Origin of the sequence: Collinsella ihumii (assembly GCF_030385545.1) — a bacterium.
Taxonomy (GTDB): Bacteria; Actinomycetota; Coriobacteriia; order Coriobacteriales; family Coriobacteriaceae; genus Collinsella; species Collinsella ihumii.
In genome coordinates this window covers 139276-156905 of sequence record NZ_JAUEIQ010000001.1, presented here as the reverse complement: position 1 = coordinate 156905, position 17630 = coordinate 139276, and the positions used below count along the sequence as shown (strand labels likewise).

Genomic DNA, 17630 nt, shown 5'->3' with positions numbered 1-17630 from the left:
CGCGTGTTCTAAACATGGCTGCAATCTTTATCCTTAGCCCCCGCTAGACCTCGTGGATACGGGCCTCTCCGCGTTCATGAGATGGCGTGGAGCGGCGGGACGCTTCCGGTTCCGATGGGTTGAAACGAACCCGTCCCCAACCAACCCATAAAACGAACCCGTCCCCAACCAACCCATAGAGGCCTGCTGCGGCCGATGCGCTACCATAGGTGCAGCATGCCGTGAAAGGAGGGGTGCGATGCGAGGGGCAAAACGCGATTCTTGTCGCGGCGAGCACGATGCAGCGAGCTTTGCGAACCCGCATGCGCAGCAAGTTCTGCGGCGGGCACGGCCCGTCGAGCTGCATGCCCCTGGCCGTATCGCGCTCATCGACACGAATCCGAATACCGCCGATCCGGCAGCTCAAGCTGTGTTCGACGATTTTTCCGACGCGCTGACCGCCTACGCACGGTCCTCGAGCAGCTCGGTGCCCGACATGGTCCGTTTCGCCTGCAACAAACAGGTCGAGGCTGCTCGCGACGATTCCGATGAACCGAAAGGTTTCGATGCGGCAGTCATCGCCGTATCCCTACCAGCCGATGCGTCGTCCGCCCATCACGTCGACATGCTTGAGCGCGCGTGGCGTGCGTGCACCTTGGAACAGTATGCGCGCGTGTACGCTATCGCCATGACCGACGCCTACGCGCCCGACGCGGCGCGCGACGCGCTGCTCGACCTTGAGGCATATTGCGACAGGGGGTACGCGATCTGGTGCGGAGGCATCGCGCTCGGCGCGGGGAACCTGATCGTCCGCACGCGTACGAGTCCTCGCATGGGAACGCTGCGCCGCACGCGCTCGCAGGCGATCGACAGGCTTATCGCCGCAGTCCGCCTTGGCACCAACGTCGACCAGGCGCTTGAGCTCGCCGGCGGCTCGGGCGACCCATCCACCCCCGACATCCTCACCGTGTCCTGCCCCCTCCCCCGCTTCCTCTACCGCCACATAGCGAAGGCATGACCGCAAGGGGCTGTATCGAAAGCGATTTTGGTGCAGCCCCTCTTCCATGCCCGGAATCCCGCGGCGGCCGCGCCTGATCTGTTTCAATATATCGGACAGGCAGCCGGTCGGTTCTAGGCTGCCAACGGCACCTCCCCTCGGGGACCCTCGTCCCCCGCGAGGGCCGTCTCCATGCGGGACATGAAGGCCTCCATGCGCTCGGCCGGTATCTGGTACCCGATCGTGGAGTGGGGGGCGCTGGCGGTTGTAGTAGGCCTCGATGAACTCCACGACCGCGTGCCGGGCCTCCGCCCTGGTCGCCCAGCCCCGGAGCGAGTACATCTCGTTCTTGAGGGTGGCGAAGAAGGACTCCGCCACGGCGTTGTCGTGGCAGCTGCCCGTGCGGCCCACCGAGAGCCTCACGTCGTGCGCGGCCGCCCATTCCGCGAGCGCCCGGCTCGTGTACTGCGAGCCGCGGTCGGAGTGGAATATGGCGCCCCCGGCCACGTAGCCGCGCGACCACGCCATCTCGAGCGCCGAGACGGCGAGCCCGGCCGTCATCCGCTCGGACATCGACCAGCCCACCACCATGCGGGCGGAGAGGTCGATGGCGACGGCCAGGTGGAGCCACCCCTGGCCGGTCCGGAGGTAGGTGATGTCGCCGGCGAGCACAGTCGTCGACACGGGCGGGCGGAAGCGGCGGCGCACCAGGTCGGGCCTGGCGGGCGCGCCCGGGTCGGGCACGGTCGTCGTCTTGCGGGCGTTACGCACGACGCCCCGTATCCCCAGCCCGCGCATGATCTTGCGCACGCGGTAGAGGGTGAGCGGCGTGCCCTGGGCGGCCAGCCGCATGCGCACCGTCCGGGCGCCGAAGCGGCCGCGCGAGGCCTCCCAGCAGGCGCGCACGGCCTCGCGCGCCCCGGCCCACGGGTCGCCCCGGCCGCGCGCGAGCCAGCCGTAGAAGCCCGAGCGGCTCACGCCCAGCAGCCTCGCCATCATGCCTATCGGGAAGTTCGCCCTCTCCGCCTCCATCAGAAGGTAGCGCTCGGCTACCCCTAGGTCCTGGCGAAGAAGGCCGCGGCTTTTTTTCAGGAACTCGTTCTCCATCTCCAGCTCGCGGATGCGCTTCCTGGCGGACCGCAGCTCGGCGGCCTGGTCGCCGGACGGCCCGGGAGCCGTCTCGCCCAGCTCGCGGCGCCTCTTGAGCACCCAGTCGTTCACGGTCTTGGAGTTGAGCCCGAGCTCGCGGCAGCACTCGGTGATCGGCCTGCCCGACGCTATGACGTAGTCCGCGGTCTCCCTGCGGAACTCGGGCGTGTACTTGTTTGCCGGGTTCTGTCCCATGGTCCTGCACCTTCTTTCGGAAGTTTATAGATCGGGATGGCCGGGGTCGGGCCCCCGGGACTCCCTGTCCGATAAAAGAGTACAGCTCAAACGGCAGGTACGAGACGCGCCGGCGCGCGCTCGAGACGGAGCCCCAGCCCTTCTGGGGATACTGGGAGGCCAAGGCGGCGTAACCGCATATCCACGGTGATCTAACAGAGGCACTATCAAAACTATAAGGCCGTACGCAAATAGGACAGGCCAATCAGGATTCCGAAGCCGAGACCGATGAACGCCGGTTTTTGTAGAGCAAGGTCCAGGCACCACATACCACACGTGCCCCTGTATGTTCGACGATTTCCGTTATAGGGAGACAGTGTTTTTTCATGGCGCACGTATTGTCGATGTCCTAGCAGGAATCTAGAAATAAGTGACGAACCTTTTACCGATTCGAATGCCCATTAACCGATGAATAGGAATTCATAAAATACCGACTGAGAAAAGGATTGCTATCATATTTTTAAATAATGGTCAACTTCTAACGAAAGGAGAATATGCATAGCAGCCATACCTCTGGCAAAGGAGGGACATGATGAAGCGCATACGGATTACAGCATTATTCACACTAATAGTCTCATGTTTGTTATTTAATCCACACGCCGCATTCGCCGAGAATAGAGACGAACAAACATATATCTCTACAAGCGATTATATCGATGCCGTAACCAACGAATATAAGCGTTTTGGTATCGAATTCGAGGTTGTCGGCGATCAGGAATCTGAGGCAAAGCTGACAGTTGGCGACCTCAATCGAGAGATTGAGCAGATTAGAGAGGCTTCTCGTCAGGCAGCGCTAGCAACAGTCGATATTGTTGATTTGGATCAAAATCAGAATCAACAAGTATTTCACGCTATGCCATATAGTAAAGAGTATACAAAAACCATACGTGCCACGTCAGTCCCCGCTCTTGCTTATGCTGACATCACCTACGTTGTTCAGGCAACTGTCAACGCGCAAACCGGAACCCTCATTTCAATCAATAATGCTTATAGCTATGTTTCGTATGCCGTGAACCTCGAATCGTGGCAGCAGACAAAGCTTGATGCCAGCAGGACGTATCTATATGGAAACGAATTCGTCAAAGCCCATATAGTTGGGTTTGCGAATTTTAGGTATACGCACCCAAGCACCGGCCTTACGGTAAGTGCAACAGTTCCGGTTGATCACATTACGCTCTGGGCGACCGAATGAAGGTAAGATCATGGAGCTCCTAGCCGTATATGGAACCTTTTTGATGTCACTATGCATTGACGTTCTGAAAATTGTGTTCATGATTTTTGGCATTGTCTGCATGTATAAATACATCAGATCCAAGTAGATGAGACCGATTTCTCGATAGCGTTCTTTTGGAGAAAGCAGTATCGCAAACAAGTCTGCCGTTGAAGACGGATTACTTTGCACCGTCTTCAACGGCGGCTTATAGGGCAAAAAGTGTGTCCGCTTTAGAGATGTCGACGCAGATCGGCACCTCTAAAGCGGACACACTTTTTGCCCTATAAGCCTCAACAGCCGACTTGTCTTTTTTCGCATGGGCATAGAGTCCAAGACCCTTTGAATCTCTCTTTGGTCAGTGTCGGTGGATTGATGGTGCGCACACCGATTTCGTAACCATGCCCACCCGCACCATCGATATTCCGACGATTTTGGCGGGCCGGCTGCGCCGTCCGGAAGGACGGGACCATATGGACAAGCATAGCTTATCGCGCACGGGCCGGGGGCGCGCCTGCCGCATCGTGTGGATACCGAAGTACAGGAGGAAGGTCCTGTACGGGGAGACGCGAAGGGAGGTCGGGGAGATACCGAGGGCGCTTGCGGAGCGCATGGACGGCGTCGAGATGGCGGAGGGGTCCGCCTGCCCCGGCCACATCCACATATGCCTGAGGATCGCCCCCAAGCTGAGCGCCGGCGACGTCGTCGGGAAGCTGAAGGGCAAGAGCTCGATAATCCTGCACGAGAGGCACCCGGAATGGCGACGGGCCGCGGGCAGGGACCGGACTCTGCGGGCCAGGGGCTGCTGCGTGAGCACCGTCGGCCTGAACGGGTCGGTGATCAGGAGGTGCATCCGGAACCAGGAGGACGGCAGCCGGATCGAGTAGGTGACGGGGAGCCGCCGATCGGCGGCGTGACGTAACGGCCACCGGCCCGCCGCGGCCCCGCCGCCGTGGTAAAAAGCCCCTATGGGGCGATACTAAAGGGGGCTGTATCATAAGGTCCCTTGCACCGCGGTTGCCACCGATATGCACGCCCCCCGAACGTTTGTTTGCTTATATGGTAGAATGGAGTACTACCGCAATCGACAGCAGGCAGACGAGAGGAGGGCGAGATGGCAGACGTCCAGCGCATTATCGACCAGATCATGAACGACGAGAAGCTGCGTCGCAGCTCGCACTTCTCCGACCGCATCTACACCTCCGAGCCGATCCTCACCACCGCACGCCAGATGGCCACCTATCTACCCGACCGGTATCGCGAGATGCGCGCCATCTCCCGGTGGCAGCAGGACGGCGACGGCTCGCGCGGACGATGGCTCTCCGAAGCCGAGCTGTTCTATCGCCAGGGCATCTTCATGGAGGACTTCGAGGACGATTGCCCCTACCACGGCACGTTCAAATCGTTCTACCCCACCTACAACGCCATGAGCGATCGGCAGCTGCGCGGCTATTTCACCTGGCGCGCCGCCGTGCGCCGCGGGAGCATCGAGGAGACCTCCCTCTCGTTTGCCTATGTCTACCTGTACGAGCTGCTGTGCGGCATCGGCGTGGCGGACCCTCTCGACGGGTTCGGGAAGTTCAAGGCGTTTTGGGACGCCTACCGCGCGTTCGCCCCCGAAATCGACCGCTATGCGCGCGTCTGGCTGCAAGACTACGTCGTCTACCACGGCCTCGACCCCCAGCTCGTCGCCGATCAGAAGAACGTGGCGTTCGACCGCCTGCTCATCGAGCTTCAGGCCGTGACCGAGATCGCCCTGGCGCGGCCCCAGGCCGCCGTGCGCGGCAAGAAGTCGGCCAAGGCGTCCGGCGCGCTGCTGCCCGTCGATGCCGGGTTCGAGGACCGGATGCTTCGCGCCGTCGACGCGCTGTCGACCTACCGCATCGGCACATCGCGCATGTACCGCGAGCAGCCCGAAGGCCTGCGCCACGTCGCCTGCGCCACCTATGTCCAGCTGGTCCGCTACTACGACAAGCACCGCAAGTGCGGCCTCATCGAGAGCCTCTTCGGGTCGCGCGCCCGGCTGCCCTACACCATGTTCGCCTCGGCGGTGTTCTTTGCCAAAACCCCTCATCCCGACGCCGTCGTCGATCTCACCCCGCTGTCCCGCTTCACCTGCGAGGGCGGGCTGTGGACCTGCGAGCGCGTGCACGGCAGCCGCTCCCGCAGCAGCAAGCTGGGCGATGCGATGCGCGCCGTCGACCGGCTCATGCGGGTGCGCAAGGTATGCGCGCACCAGCTGAAAGACGAGAAGATCCCAAGGTATCTCGAGCAGATCATCGAGCGGGAGATCGACGCCTGGGAGCTGTGGGAGCGCTCGCATGCGCCCCGTCGCATCGACATCGACCTCACGAAGCTCTCCGGCATCCGCAGCGCGGCGGCCGAAACGAGGGAGGCGCTCCTGATCGATGAGGAGCGCGAAGACGTCCCGCCAGCAGAGCCGGCCCAGGCCGAGCCGGCAACGGAGCCGGCCGCAACGCGAGAGGAGCCCTCGACGCCCCGCGCGCCCGTCGCGGGCCCCGCGCCCGCGCAGGCGGCGCACGATGCGGCGGACGACTCCTCCCCCTTCCCGCCTGCGCAGGCGGCCTACCTGCGCGCACTGATCGCCAACGACCCCCAAGCGCGCGCCGAGGCGGTGCGCGAGACCCCTGAGGACCTGCTCGTCGACGCCATCAACGAGACGGCGTTCGACCTGATCGGCGACACGGTCGTCGAATTCGGAGAATCCGGCCCGACCGTCGTGGAAGACTACCGAGAAGACCTGGAGGAGTTGCTCGCATGAGCGATACCGCATCATCTGCCCCGCGCGTGCCCAAGCGCGTGGCCGCCGTCATCCTGAACTCCCTGAAAGGCGGCGTCGTGCCGCGCATCGGCCTGCCCTATATCACCGTGGGCCGCGAGGTGGAGATCCGCGCGCTTCTGACCGACCTCGACCTCATCGCCGACGGCGGCGCCTCGTTCCGCTTTCTGGTCGGCCGCTACGGCGCCGGCAAGAGCTTCCTGCTCCAGACCATCCGCACGCACGCCATGGGCGAGAACTTCGTGGTCGCCGACGCGGACCTGTCGCCCGAGCGCCGGCTGCAGGGCGGCCAGGGCCAGGGTCTGGCCACCTACCGCGAGCTCATCCGCAACCTTTCGACCAAAACGCGGCCCGAAGGGGGCGCGCTCGGCCTCATCCTCGACCGCTGGGTCGCGAACGTGAACGCCGAGGGTGAGACGGATGGCGAGGCGCGCGCCCGCGCGTCCGTGGCCGGCCTCGAGGAGCTCGTCCACGGGTTCGATTTCGCCCGTATGCTCGTGCGCTACTACCGGGCGAGCACCGAGGGCGACGAGGAGACGAAATCGAGCGTCTCGCGGTGGCTGCGCGGGGAATTCCGCACCAAGACCGAGGCAAAATCCGAGCTGGGGACCTCCGTCATCATCACCGACGACGACTGGTACGACTACGTCAAGCTCATCGCCGCATTCCTGCGCGGCGCGGGGTATCGCGGCATGCTCGTGCTCATCGACGAGCTCGTGAACCTGTACAAGATCCCGAACGCCATCACCCGGCAGTACAACTACGAGAAGATCCTCACGATGTACAACGACACGCTGCAGGGCAAGGCGCACTACCTGGGCATCATCATGGGCGGAACGCCGACGTCGATCGAGGACCGGCGCCGCGGCGTGTTCTCCTACGAGGCACTGCGCAGCCGCCTCACCCAGGGGCGGTTCGCCCGCGAGGACATGCGCGACATGCTGGCGCCCATCATCCGCCTGCATCCGCTCACCTACGAGGAGCTGCTCGTGCTGATTGAGAAGTTGGGGCAGATCCACGCCGGGTACTTTGGCTACACGAGCACGATCACCGACGAGGACCTCGCCGCGTTTCTGCAGATCGAGTTCGGCCGCGTGGGCGCCGATTCGCACCTGACGCCGCGCGAGGTCATTCGCGACTTCATCGAGCTGCTCGACATCGCGTTCCAGAACCCGGAGATGGACATCTCGAACCTCCTGCGAGACGAGGGCGCCGTGGCGGATGCGGGAAAGCCCGCAGATGCAGGCGGGGACGCCCCCTTCGCAGAGTTCACCATCTAGGGAAACACCGATCGCCTCACTCCGTGCAAGTCGGGGACGTACCTTCCGCGTGCATGCATGCACGCGGAAGGTACGTCCCCGACTTGCACGGAGTGAGGCCGCAAAAAACGGCCGGCCCCGAGGGACCGGCCGCGTTCATATCCAGCGACGGATTACAGGCTACTCGACGGGCTTCAGCGCGTCGTGGGCCTCGGCGACCGCATCGACATGCTGGCCGTCCTCGGGGCGCTCGAGCTCCGGTATCCAATCGATGTACTGGTCGTCCGGCGCGTTCTTGTGCGGGGACTTCTTGGCGTAGGCCTTCACCATGGCCGCGGTCTTGGTGATGGACTGCAGCGTGCCGGCACCGGCCACACAGCCACCCGGGCATGCCATGCCCTCGAGCAGGTAGCCGTCGTACTTGCCCTTGACGGCGTCCTTCATCATCTTGCGGCAGTTGTCGAGGCCCTCGGCGTTGGCGACCTTGACGACGCGCGACGGGTCGTCGCGATGGATGGCGTTCACCACGGCGTTGGCGACGCCGCCGGCGACGGCGAAGTTGCGGCCGTCGGTGGACGCGACCTCGAAGTCGCTCGAGCCCTCACCGGCGAGCTTGGTGTAGTCGATGTCCTTGGCTTCCATCATGCCCGCCATCTCCTCGAAGGTGAGGACGAAATCGACTTCGGACTTGACGGACTTGCGCTGCGCCTCGAGCTTCTTTGCGGAGCAGGGGCCGACGAACACGATCTTGGCGTTGGGGTGCTGCTTGCGGATCAGGCGCGCGGTCAGCGTCATGGGCGTGAGCGCCATCGAGATGCACTCGGCATGCTCGGGGAACTCCATCTTGGCCATGACCGACCAGGCGGGGCAGCAGGAAGTGCCCATGAACGGCATCTTGTCGGGGACCTCCTCGATGAAGTCACCGGCCTCCTGCACGGCGCACAGGTCGGCGCCGAGCGCGACCTCCTCCATGCCGGAGAAGCCGAGCTCCTTGAACGCCTGGCGCAGCTTGTCGACGTTGCCCTTGCCGCCGAACTGGCCGACGAAGGCCGGGGCGACCTCGGCGATGACCTCCTCGCCCTCGCGGATGGCGTGGATGACCTGGAAGATCTGGCTCTTGTCGGCGATGGCGCCGAACGGGCAGTTCACGAGGCACTGGCCGCAGGAGACGCACTTGTCGTAGTCAATCTTGGCGCGGCCCTGCTCATCGGAGCCGATGGCGTTCATGCCGCAGGCGGCGGCGCAGGGGCGCTCGTAGTGGTGGATGGCCGAGTACGGGCACACGGAGGCGCAGCGGCCGCACTTGATGCACTTGGACTGGTCGATGTGGGCCTTGCCGTCCACAAAGGAGATCGCGCCCTTGGGGCAGATCTCGCGGCAGGGATGCGCCATGCAGCCCTGGCACGCATCGCTCACGCGGTAGACGTTGTCCTCGCAGGCGTTGCACGCGAAGCTGATGACGTTGATCAGCGGCGGCTCGTAATAGGTCTCGGGCTTCGCGGCCTCGGCCACGCCCTCGGAAAGCATCGCGGGCTTATCGACACCCTGCAGGGGCAGGCCCATCGCCAAGCGAATGCGCTCGCCCACGACGGCGCGCTCGATGAACACGCTCTCGCGGTATGTCGCGACATCGCCCGGAATGATCTCGTAGGGCAGGTTGTCGACCCAGCCGTAATCATCGGTATCGACCACACCGTCGCCATCGACGTCGACGCCGCCCTGGTAGGCGATGCGCGCGACCTCTTTGAAGACGGTACGACGAATCTTGGTGATGTTCGTGTACACACCTCGCATGGAGTTGCTCATATAGTTGTCCCCTCTCGGATGTTTGTCAGGCGTGCCCATATTTTATAATTGAACCCTGCGTTTTGTCCGTACTTTGACGCAAGGATTCGCAAAATAGTGCACGCAACATGCACGCGCACGGGTATCGTGTGTGCCGAAGTACCATATGCAAAGAATCGAGGTCTCACCATGAAACGCATATCCGAGCAGCTCAGGATTCCGATGGGCCGTCGCACCTTCCTCGCCGCAGCGGGCATGGGAGTCACCGGCGCCGTCGCTGCTCTCGCCGGGTGCTCCGACTCCACGGCCGGCGCCGGCTCGACATCGGCCGGAAGCTCCGCGAGCGCCGCAGGAAGCGCCGAGGAGGAACCCGTCGAGAGCGTCGAAGTCCGTGTCGCGTCCCTCTCCGGCCCCACGTCCATCGGCCTCGTCTCCTTCATGGAGCTCGCCAAGGACGCCGAGCGCTACGACAACACCTACACGTTCAATATCTACAAGGCCGCGGACGAGATCCTGCCGCAAGTCATCAAGGGCGATATCGACATCGCCCTCATCCCGGCGAACGCCGCCTCTGTCCTGTATAACAAGACCGAGCAGGGCATCGCGTGCATCGACATCAACACGCTCGGCGTGCTGTCCGTGGTGACCGGAGACGCCTCTATCGCCTCCTTCGAGGATCTTGCCGGCCGCACCGTCTATCTCACCGGCAAGGGGACGACCCCCGAGTACACCATGAACTACCTGTTGAACGCCGCCGGCATCGCCGACTCCGTCACGCTCGAGTTCAAGAGCGAAGCGACCGAGGTCGTCAGCACGCTAGCCGCCGATGCATCCGCCGTGGGCGTGCTGCCCCAGCCGTTCGTGACCGCCGCGCTCGCCAAGAACGATGCGCTGAGCGCGCCGGTCGACCTGACCGACGTGTGGGCACAGTACGCCGACGAGGGCAGCCAGATGGTCACCGGCGTGACCGTGGTGCGCCGCGAGTTCGCCGAGGCGCACGAGCAGGCGGTTGTCGAGTTCCTGACCGCGCAGGCGGCCTCTGTCGCCACGGTCAACGACGACCCTGCCGCCGCGGCTCCGCTCGTGGTCGAAGCGGGCATCATCGAGTCCGAGGCCGTCGCGGAGGCGGCCATCCCCAACTGCCATCTCGTCTGCCTCACCGGCGAGGAGATGAAAGATGCGCTGTCCGGATACCTCGAGGTGCTTCACGCCGCGAACCCCGAGGCGGTCGGCGGCACCATGCCGGAGGACAATTTCTACTTCTCCATCGACGTGTAACCGCACAAACCCGCAGGCCGCCCGTCCGAACCGTGCAGGGGCGGTCGCCTTGCTTGGGGGCTGGAACCGCCGGCCCCCTCTCTCTATCCCAAAGCCATTTGGAGGCATCGACCCTTGAGCCGCACGACCACGCAGAACACCTTGCCCCGAAGGCTCTCCGGCATGCTCGCCGTGCTCTTCTGGATCGTCGTGTGGCAGCTTGCGAGCATGGCGGTCGCAAGCGAGTTCATCTTGGCAGGCCCGCTCGATGCCCTGCGCGCGCTCGCGCGCCTCGTGCCCACCGCGGCGTTCTGGGGGCAGATCGCGTTTTCGTTCTTGCGGATCGCCGCAGGCACCGCAGTCGCCTACGCCCTCGCCATCGCGCTTGCCGCCGCGGCGCACCGGTGGGCCCTCGTGCGCACGCTTGCCGCGCCCGCGCTCTCCGCCATCAAGAGCACGCCCGTCGCCTGCGTGGTCGTCGTGCTGCTCATCTGGTTCGGCTCGCGCAACGTGAGCGCCATCGCCGTGTTCCTCATGGCGCTGCCCGGCATCTACTTCCCCGTGCTGAAAGGGCTCGACGAGCTCGATCCGCAGATGGAGGAGCTGTTCTGCCTCTATCGCGCCGACGCGCGCACGCGCCTGCTGGCGCACGTCGTGCCCGGGGTCATGCCCTATCTGGTTGCGGCGAGCGCCACCGTGCTGCCCATGAGCTGGAAGGCCGGCGTGGCGGCCGAGCTGATCGGCGTGCCGGACGGATCGATCGGCGAGCGCATCTACCAGGCGAAACTGCTGCTCGAGACGGCAGACCTGTTTGCCTGGACCATCGTGGTCGTGCTGGTCGCCTGGGTGTTCGAGCGCGCGGTGCTCTCGGCGCTCAACGCATGCTGGCCCGCCGCCGGGCGCTGGGCGGCCCTGCATCAGAACGGGCGCACGGCAGCGACGCCGACAGGCGCTACCATCGTCGCGCGGCAGCTGCGCGCCGGCCACGCCGGCACGGCCGCATGCAGAGCCGTTGATTTTGAGGTCGCTCCGGGGGAGATCCTCTGCCTGATGGGATCTTCGGGCGCCGGCAAGACCACCATGCTCTCCACCATCACGGGGCTGCTTTCTCCCGTCTCGGGGAACCTGTCCATACCGGATGAGACCCGCTTTGCCGCCGTGTTCCAGGAAACGCGCCTGGTGGACGATTTGACGCCCGAGGAGAACGTTCGCCTGTTCGCGCCGCGCGAGCGCAACGCACGCGCCATGCTCGCCGAGCTTTTGCCCCAAGACGCTCTTGGATCACCCGTCCGGGAGCTTTCGGGAGGCCAACGCCGCCGCGTCGAGCTCGTGCGCGCGCTGGCCGCCGACGCCGACGTCGTGCTCCTCGACGAACCGTTTACGGGTCTGGACGGCAAGACGCATCAGGAGGCGCTCGCATTCGTCACGCGCCATCTCGACGGGCGACCCCTCATCATCAGCACCCATGACAAGCAGGACGCCCTGGCTCTCGGCGGCAAGATTCTTGCCATCTCATAGGAGCGTGGCGGTTCCGAGCCGCAGTTTTGCTGAAAAATCGACGTTGTGGATGGCTTGATTCCGAACCCGCCCAAAACGGCACGTGGAGCGCCGACGTTTCCGCAGGTAACGCCCGTGCGGCACGTGCGCTTTTCCGGGTGTCCTGAAGCCATCCGTTCACAACGTCGATTTTTCAGCAATTTCTGACACCGGAACCTCCGCTGAGGAATGCGAACGGACGCTTCCGCTGCCGTGCATGCGAAGAACCCGGCAGATGCCGCAACTGGGCATCAAAACGAAGGGCGCCCCCTTGGGCGCCCTTTTCATTGCGCGCGTCCGCTCTGCGTGGCCTACAGGACGTCGCGGTGCAGCACGCTCACCATCTTGGCCGCCGATGCGCGCCACGCGCCGCCCTCGGGGTTCACCTGGGCCACCCCGTCGACGACCTCGCCGCTGATGATGGCGTGGTCGACCGCCCAGCCGACCACGGTGCGCGCCCATCCGGCAACCTGGTCGGCTCCGCTAATGGCGTCGAGCGCCGTGCAATCCGACTCGATGGTCATGCCGCCGATCTTCTCGGCGTAGTTCGCGAGCATCGCGCACAGCTCCTGACGGGACACGATCCGCTCGGGCGCGAAGGTATTGTCTCCGTACCCGTTGACCACGCCGTGCGCACGCGCCCAGCGAATCGCACCTCCGTAGTACTCGCTGTAGTCGACGTCCGCGAAATCGGGCGATGTCGCCGCGGGCTGACCGGCCATGTTGTACAGGATGCAGGCCACCTGTCCGCGCGTGATGAAGTCGTAGGGCCCGAACAGGCCGTTGTCGTAGCCGTTCATGAGACGATGGCTCAGCGCGTATCCCAGCACGTCTCGGGTCGCGTACCAGTCACCCGGCGTAACATCGGGGAAGCCGTAGTCGCTCGGCTCCTCGGCGATGGTGAACGCCACGTCGACGGTGTCCGTAAAGTCACCGGTCCCGCGCAGGCGCACGCTGCCCTCCCCGATCTCGACGTTGTCGTCATAGGACACGATGACGAAGTCGCGGTCCTCCACCAGCGCCATGCCGTTGAACGACACCGACGGCGCGGGCTCCAAGGGACGCCCCGTGTAATACGCCTCGGGAACGGAGATCCGCGCATCCTCAAGACTTGCCGGCATGACGGTGAAGTGCACGACGGCCGCCTCGCTTCCGTCGGAGGGCGTGACCTTCAGGGTCGCGCGTCCGACGTGCACGTTGTTCTCGTAGGAAAGCGTGTAGTCCGCACCCTCGGCAAGCGTCGCATCCCCGCGCGTCACCACGGGCTTGGGCTCGATCGCGGAGCCCGTATACGTGTAGGAGGGCTCGATGCCGCCCACGCTCAGGCCCGGCGTGGTGTCCACCGTCGTGAGCTCGCGCGTTGCCGTGTCGATGCGATAGAACACGGGCGCCGTCGAACTGTAGCCCGAACCGGTGGCATACCACACGAGTGTGCCATCGTGAACGATCGGCTGGCAGTCCGATACGCTGCCCTCGGCGGTCGCGATATCGCCCAGACGCGCGCCCGTACCGTCTACGAACAGGTAGTTGAGCTGGCCCGCAGAGGTGTTCCACGCGACCATGAACAGATCGTCGTTCACCTTGGCGAGAACCGGGTTGAGCGCCTCCTCGGTGCTATCCGCCGCGAACGAGGTCAGCCATGTGAAGGTCGAGGTTCCGAGATCGGAGGGCGTCACGCTCAGCCAAACGTTGCGCGAGCCCGCACCCGGGCGGACACTGCCGTCCTGAGGCGCGCTCGTGCCCACCGCGAGCAACGTCCCCCTCGTTTCGGAAGCGGCAAATCCGCCGACGGTAGCCCCGGTGCTGTTGTCTCCGATCTCGCCGTAGATGTCGAGCACCTCGGTATACGAGCTCGAGCCGGTGGCCCCCAGCCGCTTGATCACGACGGCGCGCGGATAGGCGTCGCCGTGATCGAGTGCGTACACGGTGCCGTTCAGCTCGGTCACGAACTGGTTGAACGAATGGCTCACGTATCCGAACGCGTTGCCGATATTCATAACATCCCAGAAGCCGTCGACGGGCTGCATGGTGGCTTCGTCGATGATAAACGTCATGTTCGACTGATGGTTCAGCCCGTCATCCGAGGCATACATGGTGTGGGCCGTGCGGATGTAGAGCTCGCCGTCGGTCTCCAGCATGCGCAGCGAGCCGGCGTCTAACGGAACGCGCGTGTTGATGCCGGACAGGTCGACAGCGCTGATGTAGTTCCACGCATGGTCGAACTTGGAGACGCGCATCACGTGCACATCATCGCTCTCGGTGGGATTCGCCTGACCCGTCACCACGAAATAGTTCTGCGATCCGGCGAAGAAGCCGCCCCACAGCACGTCCTGCGCCGCCGTCACGCCCTCGGGAGCGAGCTCGAGCGCGCCCATGGTGCGCGCGGACAACAGCGTGCCGTCGTCTGCATACTCCTCGATACGCAGCACATCGGCGCCCTCGTCGTATTCGACGCGCATGAGATCGCCCGCCGACGTCTCGACCAGATGGCTTGATACCGGCGATGCCCACCGGCTGTAGTCCTGGTCCCCGGCGTTGCTCGACTGATACGGCTGGTCCGCCCATGCCGAGCGAACCGTCATCGGGCTCAAGCCGAACAGCACTACGAGCACCAGGCATGTTGCCGCCAGACGATGCAGCGCACCTCGATGCAAAGGTTTGAGCATACCCATCACTCCTCCATTCGCCTCGCTGACGCAGGTGGTTCCCCTTGTATTGTATGCTGACAGAGAAGCAGCCGAACCTGTTGCGCAACTTAGGCGAGAACATGCGAACATATGTTCTGATTCTATGATACAATGATGCCGCCGAAAGGGCAACGCCCTCCACCGCCCCGTATCCTCGTGACAGATCGCGGGCAAAGGGATATGGACGGCGAGGCAGGGCGCGGGCATGCTGGGCGATGACAAGCGCCCCGAGGATGTGAGGAGGATGGATTCGTGAACGTCTTTGACCGCTACGCGCCGTTCGTGCAGGACTTCATCTACGGGCACGGCTGGGAGAACCTGCGATCCATCCAGGTGGCGGCAGCGGACGCCATCTTCAACACCGACGAGAACGTGCTGCTCACCGCTCAGACCGCCTCGGGAAAGACGGAGGCGGCGTTCTTCCCCATCCTCACGCTGTTTTGGGAGAATCCGCCCGCCTCGGTGGGCGCGCTCTACATCGGACCGCTCAAAGCCCTCATCAACGACCAGTTTTACCGGCTCAACGGCCTCTGCGAGGAAGCGGACATCCCCGTCTGGCATTGGCACGGCGATGTCGCCTCGTCCCATAAGCGCAAGCTGCTCAAGCAGCCATCCGGAATCCTGCAGATCACACCGGAATCCCTCGAGGCGCTTCTGCTCCACAAGCATTCGGCGATCGGGAGGCTCTTCGGCGACCTGCGCTTCGTGGTGATCGACGAGGTCCACTCGCTTCTGCGCGGCGATCGCGGCGGACAGACGCTCTGCCTGATCGAGCGCCTATCCCGCATGGCCGGCGTGAACCCCCGCCGTATCGGGCTGTCGGCGACCATCGGCGACCCGGAGCGAACCGGCGAGTTTTTGTCTGCGGGAACCGGGCGTGGATGCATCATCCCGCGTTTCGAGGAGCCCCGGCGCACGTGGCGCCTTTCCATGGAGCATTTCTACATCACCGGCCCCCAGGCGACAGAGCGCGCCGCGCAGGCGACCGGCACCACGGTCACCGCGGGCACCGTCGAGGCCGAAGTGGTGAGCTGCGAGCGCATCGGGCCCGCGGCGCCCACGCTCGACGAGCTTTTGGAGCGCGCCGACAGCACCCCTGGCGACCGCGCGCTGGCGCTCGCAAAGGCCGGACACCGGGCGTCGGGCTCCTCGGAGGACCCAACGCCTGCCGACGAGCCCGAGGTCAGCATCCCTCCCGTGGTGGAAACCGAGCTCATGACCGCGACCGACACCGCTCCGCGCGATGCGGACCCGGGACTCGGCTACATCTTCGAGCACACGCGGGGCCGAAAATGCCTCGTGTTCGTCAACTCCCGCGAAGAGGCCGAGGCCGTCTGCACGGTGCTGCGACAGTACTGCGAGGCGAACCGCGAACCCGACCGGTTCCTCATCCACCATGGCAACCTGTCCGCATCCTACCGCGAGACCGCCGAAGAGCTCATGCGCGACGAGGAGCAGGCGCTCACCACGGTGACCACCGCCACGCTCGAGCTCGGCATCGATATCGGACGGCTCGAGCGCGCCTTCCAGATCGACGCCCCGTTCACCGTGTCGTCGTTCTTGCAGCGCATGGGCCGCACCGGCCGGCGCGACCTCCCACCCGAGATGCACTTCGTCATGCGCGAGGAGCAGCCCGAGCCGCGCGCCATGCTGCCCGAGACCATCCCCTGGAAGCTCCTGCAGGGCATCTCACTCGTCCAGCTCTATCGAGAGGACAAGTGGGTGGAGCCCCCGCGGCTCGACCGCCTCCCCTACAGCCTGCTCTATCACCAGGTCATGGCCACACTCGCAAGCTGCGGCGAGCTCACGCCGGCAGAGCTCGCCGGACGCGTGCTCACCCTGTCGTACTTCCATCGCGTGAGCGCCGACGACCTGCGCGTGCTGCTGCGCCATCTCATCGAGATCGATCACGTCGAACAGACCGAGGCGGGCGGGCTCATCGTGGGCATCGCCGGGGAACGCGTCACCAACTCGTTCAAGTTCTACGCCGTGTTCCAGGAAAACGAGGAGTTCACGGTGCGCTCCGAATCTGCCGAGCTCGGAACCATCGTGAATCCGCCACCTGCAGGCGAGCGCATCGCCATCGCCGGACACTGCTGGATCGTCGAGGAAGTCGACTGGAAGCGCCACCTTGTGTACTGCACGCAGGTCAAAGGACGCGTGCCCGCGTATTTCGGCGATTGCCCGGGCGACATCGACACCCGCGTGCTCGAGCGCATGCGCCAAGTGCTAACCGAGCGCTGCGACTACCCTTACCTTATGGTGAATGCGCGCGCTCGCCTGCTCCAGGCTCGCCATGTCGCCGCCAACGCGCACCTGACCGAGCGACCGCTCATCAATCTGGGCGGCGACACGTGGGCGCTACTTCCCTGGCTGGGCAGCTACGCGTTTTTGGCGCTCGAGCGCCTGCTCAAGATCAAATGCGCCGGCGAGCTCGGCCTAAAGGGCCTCGATCCGTCCCGCCCCTACTTCATGCAATTCCGCATGATGGCGGATGAAGACACATTCTACCAGGTGGTCGCCGCCGAGGCCGAGGCAGATTTCGACCCCATCGAGCTCGTGTACCCCGGAGAGGTGCCCTACTTCGACAAGTATGACGAGCTGCTGCCCGCAGAGCTCGTGCGCAAGGGGTTCGCCGAGGGCGTGCTGGATATCTCCGGCATGCGCGCACGCGTCCTCGAATGGCGCGATCGCTGGGGCCGCGCCGTGCTTTAGGGGGAGCCGGTGCTTTTTGGAA

10 protein-coding genes are annotated in these 17630 nt (G+C 64.4%); 7 read left to right on the top strand and 3 right to left on the bottom strand.

The genetic code is table 11. The annotated features are described in order from the left end of the window. Window positions 1-568: 568 nt before the first annotated feature. Window positions 569-2320, bottom strand: coding sequence for an IS3 family transposase (locus tag QVN30_RS00670; RefSeq protein ID WP_289835045.1), 1752 nt, complete (start codon window positions 2318-2320; stop codon window positions 569-571). A 568-nt stretch (window positions 2321-2888) separates the two neighbouring features. On the opposite strand from QVN30_RS00670, the gene QVN30_RS00665 reads away from it, so the two are divergent. From QVN30_RS00665 to QVN30_RS00650, 4 genes are all read left to right on the top strand, one after another. Further along, window positions 2889-3551: a hypothetical protein gene (locus tag QVN30_RS00665; RefSeq protein WP_289835044.1), complete on the top strand. Its 663-nt coding sequence runs from the start codon at window positions 2889-2891 to the stop codon at window positions 3549-3551. A 491-nt stretch (window positions 3552-4042) separates the two neighbouring features. After that, window positions 4043-4456, top strand: a complete 414-nt coding sequence (tnpA, locus tag QVN30_RS00660) for an IS200/IS605 family transposase (protein WP_289835043.1) — start codon at window positions 4043-4045, stop codon at window positions 4454-4456. Between the two features lie 227 nt (window positions 4457-4683). Next, on the top strand, window positions 4684-6351 hold the full coding sequence (locus QVN30_RS00655; protein ID WP_289835042.1) for a TerB N-terminal domain-containing protein: 1668 nt from the start codon (window positions 4684-4686) through the stop codon (window positions 6349-6351). After that, entirely contained in the window at window positions 6348-7649 is a 1302-nt protein-coding gene (locus tag QVN30_RS00650) for an ATP-binding protein (protein ID WP_289835041.1), read from the top strand. Before QVN30_RS00655 ends, QVN30_RS00650 begins: the two co-directional genes overlap by 4 nt. 159 nt (window positions 7650-7808) lie before the next feature. Here the strand turns inward: QVN30_RS00650 and QVN30_RS00645 are convergent, their stop codons facing one another. Beyond that, window positions 7809-9434, bottom strand: a complete 1626-nt coding sequence (locus tag QVN30_RS00645) for a 4Fe-4S dicluster domain-containing protein (protein WP_066829462.1) — start codon at window positions 9432-9434, stop codon at window positions 7809-7811. Window positions 9435-9602: 168 nt separating this feature from the next. On the opposite strand from QVN30_RS00645, the gene QVN30_RS00640 reads away from it, so the two are divergent. Together QVN30_RS00640 and QVN30_RS00635 are read left to right on the top strand one after the other, a co-directional pair. Next, complete coding sequence (locus QVN30_RS00640) at window positions 9603-10691, top strand: ABC transporter substrate-binding protein (protein WP_289835040.1); 1089 nt, start codon at window positions 9603-9605, stop codon at window positions 10689-10691. Between the two features lie 114 nt (window positions 10692-10805). Beyond that, window positions 10806-12188, top strand: coding sequence for an ATP-binding cassette domain-containing protein (locus QVN30_RS00635; RefSeq protein ID WP_289835039.1), 1383 nt, complete (start codon window positions 10806-10808; stop codon window positions 12186-12188). A 329-nt stretch (window positions 12189-12517) separates the two neighbouring features. Here QVN30_RS00635 and QVN30_RS00630 read toward each other — a convergent pair whose 3' ends face one another. Next, entirely contained in the window at window positions 12518-14872 is a 2355-nt protein-coding gene (locus QVN30_RS00630; RefSeq protein ID WP_289835038.1) for an S-layer homology domain-containing protein, read from the bottom strand. 273 nt (window positions 14873-15145) lie between these two features. Between QVN30_RS00630 and QVN30_RS00625 the strand changes: the two genes are divergently transcribed. Beyond that, complete coding sequence (locus QVN30_RS00625; protein WP_289835036.1) at window positions 15146-17608, top strand: DEAD/DEAH box helicase; 2463 nt, start codon at window positions 15146-15148, stop codon at window positions 17606-17608. Window positions 17609-17630: the final 22 nt, after the last annotated feature.